Genomic DNA, 6,708 nt, shown 5'->3' on the forward strand with positions numbered 1-6,708 from the left:
AAGCGGTGTTATTCCATCACTTGCGACTAACCCACTCATAACGACAACCTCGCAGGTCCTCTGCGCCTTTGCGATGTGCCATTTATTAGAGTTTCCAATTCGTCGATATAGTTTTTTAGATCCGCTTTTTTAGCTTGAGTAAATCTAGTTTCTCGGCCACTACGAACAAACGAAACAACGGCTTGCCCAGTCAATAAGTCGTGATACGCTTGCTGTGCCTCTATCAAGTTCGCTTTCAGCTGATCAATATTCATTATGCACCTAATTTTTTGCCAAGTTCTGCAAAAGACGCAGCGGCGGCTTTTTGCGTTTGTTGTTGTGATTTGTAATCGGAAAGGTTGAGAGAAAACTTTTCTATTGAAACGTGCAGAGCAGATAAAGCGTAGTCAAAGCAGTCTAGCGCTTCATTTCGGCGTCCTTCATTGTCATAAACAAACAACACGCCTTGCTTGGTTTTTTTGGGCTTGCGCACCTCTGAAACCAATTGCTTGCATGTGTCTTCATCACACACACGGTCATCCAATGGAAGGTGGATCGCTCTGGGCTCGCCGAGAGGAACTTCTATATCTGTGTAAAAAGTATCTTTCGCGGTATCTGTACCTACTTGAACAATGTATGTTCCTGTCTTCTTATTGACTTGCATTGGCATTGTTTGCACAGGTTGTCCGTAACTACTCGCGCCCCTGCATGGTATGAATCGTAGTAAACCTATTCGCTTTGAAAGCTTGTAAACTATCTCAGATCTATGACCTGCTAAGTCCCAGCATATCCGAGAGATTCTTAGCTTTTCGCCATCCTCTCGCGTGTAAGTAGTATCACAATATTGGACAACGGCGTCCTGAACCTCCTGATCTCTCGGATCCCCCATGCAAATGAATTTATCAATTAGGTACTTGCGAAAATCAGGCGTGAACCCCCATGTATAACCTTCCATGCGATTGTCTTGGGTGTCCCCGCCAACAGTGATGTACACCACATCTTTTGGCACTTGCGCCTTGTACTTTTCACGCCTATCGAGCAAGTCTTCATGACTCATGCGCTTAGTGTGTTGTGGCTGCCAGTGAAGACCTAAAACCAAGTTCCAAAATGATTGAAGTTTTGACGGATCCCCTTTGATGTCCAGCCATTCTCGGACTAATTCAATCCAACCTTCAGTAAGGTTTAGTGAGTAAAGAGCAGATACCTCAATTCCTACCCTTTTTGGGGTTTTTACCCTGCTACCTGCCTCATTAAAAAACGATAATCCGTCCTCAGTCCATATCCCTGTTTTTTGGCATATCCACCGACCCAACTCTTCCATTTTAGAAAGGGACCGATAATAAATTTTGCCTTTTGATTCGCTTTGCTGGCACTTGGCGTCTTCACAGAGATAATAAGCAGAGTTTGACTTTTCTTCGTCAGTTTGAAGTGAGTTGTTCCACTTCATGCCATAGGTTGAATCTTTATCCCCCCATAGTAACCGCTGCATTTTTCCGCAGTGTGGGCAGGGAATATGGAAGTTGAAAACACAATCCGCTTCATCAAGAAGCCGCTCTATAACATCGCCTGTGAACGTTACAGTTGACCCAAATAACGCTTTACCAAAACTAGAACCCTGAATCCGTTTGAGTAAGTTTTTTACATTATCACCTTCACCGCTGTTTATTTTCCAAGCAGACATTTCATCACCAACAACCACTTGTTTTGTCAAAGCTCGGTGGTTGTTTGGAGACTCAGCGCCTAATATGTCAATTGAAAAACCAATACAAGACTTTTTCTTAGCATTGTTTTTTTCATTGTTGACATTCCAATCAGGGAAGACCGCTTGTATGGCGGGAACCATCGGTAACAACGAATCAACTTCGTCTAAAGTAAACTTTTTAGCTAGGGGGTCTGTCGGTTCATAAACTACAGAGCTTCGTTTTTTGTGAACGCCTAGATACCAAATAGCCGCACAAAGCATTTTTGTGTAACCGAAGCGAGTCGGTTTTTTCAGTGTAAAGCTAGCAATAGCGTCATTACCCATCATATTGAGCAACGCTTTTTGTACCGGCTGTGTTGACCACCTACCAGGTATTTGACTTGCCCCCTCGGGTAAATAAAAGTGCTCGTCAGCCCACTCAACTGCGCTCTGAGGTATCTGGGTTTTTAATGGTCCAAGTCCTGCGCTAACTGCTTCCTTGATCGCCTCCCAAGATTCTGGACTTATCTGGTTCAATCCGTGCGACCTCATTTCTACTAGTGGCAATCACTTTTTTAATTTCTTCTAATGCATCTTGGGATATGTCAGGCTGTGCCTTTTTCAATCTTGGCAATAACGCATCTAGATTCGTTGCAATTGCCACGCTTACCTGTTCGAGTGTTCTAGTGATGATTGAAATTGGCGCATATTCTTTTCGTTTAACAGCGAGATCAAATTCTCTGTTGGAGATATCTATCTCACCTTTACGCACTTTGTTGCGCTTTTCCGCTATTTCTAACTGCTTTTCTTCTTCGTTTGTATCAGCAGGACAAGGTGCAGCATTCCCCATTTTTGCCATAGCAATACTTGCTAACCATTTTGAAATTGACTGAATGCAATAACCGCCACGCCCTTTGCTGGCGGGGAATCCAGTTATTTTTGACCAGTTTCGGATTGTACGATCTTCGACGCTAAAATAAGCTGCTACTTCTTTTTGTGTCGCCATCTTGAAACCTGAATTAGCTAGTTAAATCACACTCCAAACACGCTAAAGAAAGCGGAAACGGAAAAGGGCTAGAAAAAATTTTTTTTAAAAATGCGAGAAGGCCCGCGTGTTTTCTACCCGCATTGCAAAGGGGGGTGCCCAGAAAGGACCCATTCAAATGAATTTTGAATCAATCACTTAGACTCGATAAGTTTGTCTAACTTTTCGTTGATTGTGTCTAACTGCTTCTCGATTCGAGACTGGTCTTCTACTCTCTGAACTTTGACGTGCTCTATCTGCTTCTCATTAATTGAGATTCGTTTGTCCAATCCAGTTATGTATACGATGCTTGCTACTATCATTGTGATAGTTGTAAGTATGTGTGCGATATCAATCGGTTTATTGTTCCACTTGCTATCAGACATCAGTACTCGCCTTTAATCATTTGTTCTATTAGTTCTTCAGCACGGTTAGGTACTTGCTTGTACCATTTGGAATCTTTCATCTCGTAGGCTGCATCGGCAAAGTTACCTGCCTCTACTGCTGCTATCATTCGCTTGAACTTCATTAGTCCATCTAAGCCAATGTTAAAAACCATATTCACAAGCACATCGAGTCTTGCTCTATTGCAATGAGTTACGTCTATACGCCGTTTAACTCCTGCCTCTGCATTCCTTATATCGTTAACTAGTAACTGCTCTGCCTCTTCTTCATTCATGCCATTGCTTTCAAGGTTACGCCCATAGCCGATAGTTAACTTGCCGCCTGTACAGTAATAGGGGTACTGTCTGTACCCCTCATGTTTTTTAAGCTGCTCTACTAAATTCATAGACATGTTTTTTCCTGCGTATGTTTTTATTCATGGAAGAAAAAGGAGCCGCATCCATGCGCACTCAAGTACTTTTAGGGAAGCTCTTTTACTCTGGCTCTTGCTTTAATCTATTAAGCGCTGCGTTGTACCAGTGGGTATCAAGTTCAAACCCTATGAAGTTACGTCCTGTTTCACGACAAGCGATAGCTGCCGTCCCGCTGCCTGTGAACATATCTACAACCAATGCATTTTCAGGTGTTGTCTCGCATATCAGCTTTTTAAATAACTCGACTGGCTTTTCTGCTGGATGATCTGTTGCTCTGTTTTGTGGCGCTACTCGTTTGCATTCCCAAATATCAGGTAATGCCCGGTTAGGTATTCCCGCGTCTTTCATGGCAACAAACACAGCCAGCTCATAGCGTGGCCTTAAACCTTTGCGGCTACCTTGGCCAAAGCACATCTTGTCCCACACTAAAACTGATGTGATTGATAGACCTAAATCGGTAAGTGCTTTGGTAATCACAGGCATAGAGCGCCAGTTACAGAAAGACACTAAAAAGCCAGTGTCTTTCAGTACGCGTTGAGCCTGTTCGATCCAAGACTTGTAGAAGTGTGCTTCATTCATCCAGTCAGTCCAAGAGCCAGCCCTTGACGGTTTGCCAACACTACTGGCGCCAATAAGGTAAGGGGGATCTGTTAGAACTAAATCGACTGAGTTGTCAGGAATGTTTTGACTTTCTTCTACACAGTCGCCGTTAATCAGTTTTATATCTGTCATGCGTCACCTTTGGTTCGTGACGCTCTAGGCGTTCTGCTACATTGATTGTTTTACAACGGGGGCATTTGATTTCTACTACTCCAATAGTTCGGCATAGTAGTTTATCGCAGCAAGTACATCTTACATCTTGCATATAATCACCATCAAAAAACCCCACATAAAAGCGGGGTTTAATTACGAGGTTTATTTTATATAGCTCTCGCGAGCATAGTTAAATTATGCCTGTTTTCGCGTAAATAAAAATAGCATATGTGCCGTGTTGTACGGCAAATCTGCCGTATAGACCCGTTATTTATTGCAAAAGCTCGGTTTCTGCTCGTAAAATCCAAAATTCAACGCTTTTGACCTCTGGAAAACACGCCCATGATTTTAATTCTTTGTTGTTAAAACCCTTCACATACTTACCAACTATTGCCAGTTTGCAATCTTTACTAAGCCTTTCAACCCTATCTGTTAACCTTTGGATATGAGGCGGGATAAAAATATTGTCTGCCCCCTGATTGTGTAGATATAGAGTGGAAGAAAAGATCCCACCGAGCTCGCAACTTTCTTTTACCTTTTCAACATTGGACTTTCTAGCGTAACCCTCTGTACTTTCTTTCGAGGCCCAAAACTCGCCCCATGTCCGTAATTCTTTTCTTAAAACTTTAATGTTCGTCATGAATGCTCTCCACACCTATAAGCTCAACCAGCTTAAACTTAAGTACGTCCTCAACGATCCCTCTGACGTCATCAAATGGAGCAGCGGTTACGCCGCGTTCCCATCTGGATAATGTATCCCTTGATATTCCGCCGTAAGCCACAGCCACTTCGTCCAAAGTCATTTGTCTGACAAGCCGAGCTAAACGCAAAATACGCCCGCCGGTTAATGGGAGTTTATTGTTATTGCTCATCAGGCACCTGTATCAATCCAAGTTTTAAAAAAATCCTTTGCGTTCTTATCATTGCCTCTAATGTGTAGAGCCTAATTGTCACCTCAGACAACAATACAGGCCCTGCTCTCCCATCTATGACGTCATGACAAGCAGAGCAAATGTAAGTAGAATGAATATCATCACATTTTTGCGCAATGCCTGATCCTCCGCCAACATGGGCGAGCACAACCGTGCTCGAGTCATGGTTGCAAATGCCAGGCAATCGAACCTGACATTCTTTGCCTTTTGCACTTTCCCGAATCGCAGAGCTAATTAAGGACACGCTTTTCCCCCTCTCCGTAAACCGCCAACATATAGAGGTCTTCAGGCTTAGGTAGCATAAGACCCAAGTATTCGGCGCAATACATATCCATCCACTCTAGATATTCAGCAAACTGCTTAGTTCCTAGTTTTCGCGTCTGCTTTCTGACAATGATCGGTTCTTCTACTCCAACCTGCACAACACGCACCCCAAACTTTTTACGCACAAGTACTTCATGTACATCTGCGGAGCTTGTCTCTTGACCGTGGTGCTCTCTTAAAAACTCTGAAATTGCTTGATTCCATTTCCACATTAATCTGTTTTGCGCCGTTGAACGGATAGTGTTTTGTTCTTTAAATTCTAGTCTTACAACCTTCTTAGCCTTGATCATTTCTCTGATCATAGAGCCAATAATCGGCATTGCCTGTACGTAGTTTTTGAACGTTAAAACTTTTACTGTCATAAACCTATGCTCGTCTTTTTGCTTTCTGCTGATATGTTTGTTCGAGTGAATAATTCAAAGAAAACCCTTGGCTTTGTGGGACTTTTCTAGAATGCTTAAAGTTGCCTGCATTTGCTGCAACATCGTTAGCACTTTTAAGGCTTTTAAACCGCTCTTTTTGGACTTTTGGCCTATTTCTTCTATCAGCTTCGGCTTGCTTCTTATCCTTAATCTGTTGCGTAACACTTGGGACACCATGGAGTTTTGCATGCTTTAACAAAACTCGATTACCAGCAGCTTTCGCAAGGTTTAGGTCTCTCGCTGTTGGATTAGTTATCCCTGATAAATAATCCTCTTTTGCTTTTCGCGCTTCCACCAGCGCAATGCTGTAATCACAACCGAGTATCGCCTTTACTTCTGCAACAAACTCTTTTTGGTCCTTCTCGTATGATTTCATTGCCCCCCCCAATTAATCGTCGTTAGCTGGTTCGGCTTGTATTCTGTATTCCCAAAGGTTTTTAGTGCCTTTTCTAACACGCTTTAGCTTTTGTAAATTGGGACCATCTACAATCTCTCTCCATCGTGCAGACATAGCCGCAGGCGTGTCCTTTTTATGAAAAATCGTTTCACTAGCATTACATATTTCTTCAAGAGTCCAATATTCAGGACCTGTTATAATTTCTTTTAATCTTGCTCTTTGTGTCATGCTGCACACTCCCACTTTGCTAAAGCATCAAAAGCGCCAAATTGACTGAAAAGGTCACCCGCGAATGATTCGTCTATATCGAATTGGTAAGGAACAGCGATCCAACCTGCGTTGATAACGTGTTCTTTGTTTATTGATTTATCCAAAAAG

The 6,708-nt window shown here is 42.7% G+C and carries 13 protein-coding genes; all 13 read right to left on the minus strand.

All coding sequences use genetic code 11. From position 1 onward, the window contains the following. Positions 1 to 35: 35 nt before the first annotated feature. Complete coding sequence (gpW, locus tag N473_RS09795) at positions 36 to 254, minus strand: gpW family head-tail joining protein (protein WP_063367753.1); 219 nt, start codon at positions 252 to 254, stop codon at positions 36 to 38. Beyond that, complete coding sequence (locus tag N473_RS09800; protein WP_196766388.1) at positions 254 to 2,197, minus strand: terminase gpA endonuclease subunit; 1,944 nt, start codon at positions 2,195 to 2,197, stop codon at positions 254 to 256. Before N473_RS09800 ends, gpW begins: the two co-directional genes overlap by 1 nt. Continuing rightward, positions 2,148 to 2,666, minus strand: coding sequence for a hypothetical protein (locus N473_RS09805; RefSeq protein ID WP_063367754.1), 519 nt, complete (start codon positions 2,664 to 2,666; stop codon positions 2,148 to 2,150). The genes N473_RS09800 and N473_RS09805 overlap by 50 nt, the downstream gene beginning before the upstream one ends. Positions 2,667 to 2,839: 173 nt before the next feature. Further along, the gene (locus N473_RS09810; RefSeq protein WP_063367755.1) at positions 2,840 to 3,070 is read right to left on the minus strand and encodes a hypothetical protein; all 231 of its coding nucleotides are present in this window, start codon (positions 3,068 to 3,070) and stop codon (positions 2,840 to 2,842) included. Then, positions 3,070 to 3,480, minus strand: a complete 411-nt coding sequence (locus N473_RS09815; RefSeq protein ID WP_063367756.1) for a glycoside hydrolase family protein — start codon at positions 3,478 to 3,480, stop codon at positions 3,070 to 3,072. The genes N473_RS09810 and N473_RS09815 overlap by 1 nt, the downstream gene beginning before the upstream one ends. 82 nt (positions 3,481 to 3,562) lie before the next feature. Beyond that, positions 3,563 to 4,234: a DNA-methyltransferase gene (locus N473_RS09820; protein ID WP_063367757.1), complete on the minus strand. Its 672-nt coding sequence runs from the start codon at positions 4,232 to 4,234 to the stop codon at positions 3,563 to 3,565. Next, positions 4,212 to 4,367, minus strand: coding sequence for a Com family DNA-binding transcriptional regulator (locus tag N473_RS26990; RefSeq protein WP_081221061.1), 156 nt, complete (start codon positions 4,365 to 4,367; stop codon positions 4,212 to 4,214). The genes N473_RS09820 and N473_RS26990 overlap by 23 nt, the downstream gene beginning before the upstream one ends. A 159-nt stretch (positions 4,368 to 4,526) precedes the next feature. Further along, the gene (locus N473_RS09825; protein ID WP_063367758.1) at positions 4,527 to 4,895 is read right to left on the minus strand and encodes a hypothetical protein; all 369 of its coding nucleotides are present in this window, start codon (positions 4,893 to 4,895) and stop codon (positions 4,527 to 4,529) included. Beyond that, on the minus strand, positions 4,882 to 5,127 hold the full coding sequence (locus N473_RS09830) for a helix-turn-helix domain-containing protein (protein WP_063367759.1): 246 nt from the start codon (positions 5,125 to 5,127) through the stop codon (positions 4,882 to 4,884). Before N473_RS09830 ends, N473_RS09825 begins: the two co-directional genes overlap by 14 nt. After that, on the minus strand, positions 5,117 to 5,431 hold the full coding sequence (locus tag N473_RS09835) for a nuclease domain-containing protein (protein WP_063367760.1): 315 nt from the start codon (positions 5,429 to 5,431) through the stop codon (positions 5,117 to 5,119). The genes N473_RS09830 and N473_RS09835 overlap by 11 nt, the downstream gene beginning before the upstream one ends. Then, positions 5,418 to 5,873 (minus strand): hypothetical protein, encoded by a 456-nt coding sequence (locus N473_RS09840; RefSeq protein ID WP_063367761.1) that lies wholly within the window; start codon positions 5,871 to 5,873, stop codon positions 5,418 to 5,420. Before N473_RS09840 ends, N473_RS09835 begins: the two co-directional genes overlap by 14 nt. Before the next feature lie 4 nt (positions 5,874 to 5,877). Next, on the minus strand, positions 5,878 to 6,309 hold the full coding sequence (locus tag N473_RS09845; RefSeq protein ID WP_063367762.1) for a hypothetical protein: 432 nt from the start codon (positions 6,307 to 6,309) through the stop codon (positions 5,878 to 5,880). Between the two features lie 12 nt (positions 6,310 to 6,321). Continuing rightward, complete coding sequence (locus N473_RS09850) at positions 6,322 to 6,558, minus strand: hypothetical protein (protein ID WP_063367763.1); 237 nt, start codon at positions 6,556 to 6,558, stop codon at positions 6,322 to 6,324. Between the last annotated feature and the right edge of the window lie 150 nt (positions 6,559 to 6,708).

Source organism: Pseudoalteromonas luteoviolacea CPMOR-1 (assembly GCF_001625685.1).
Classification (GTDB): domain Bacteria; phylum Pseudomonadota; class Gammaproteobacteria; order Enterobacterales; family Alteromonadaceae; genus Pseudoalteromonas; species Pseudoalteromonas luteoviolacea_K.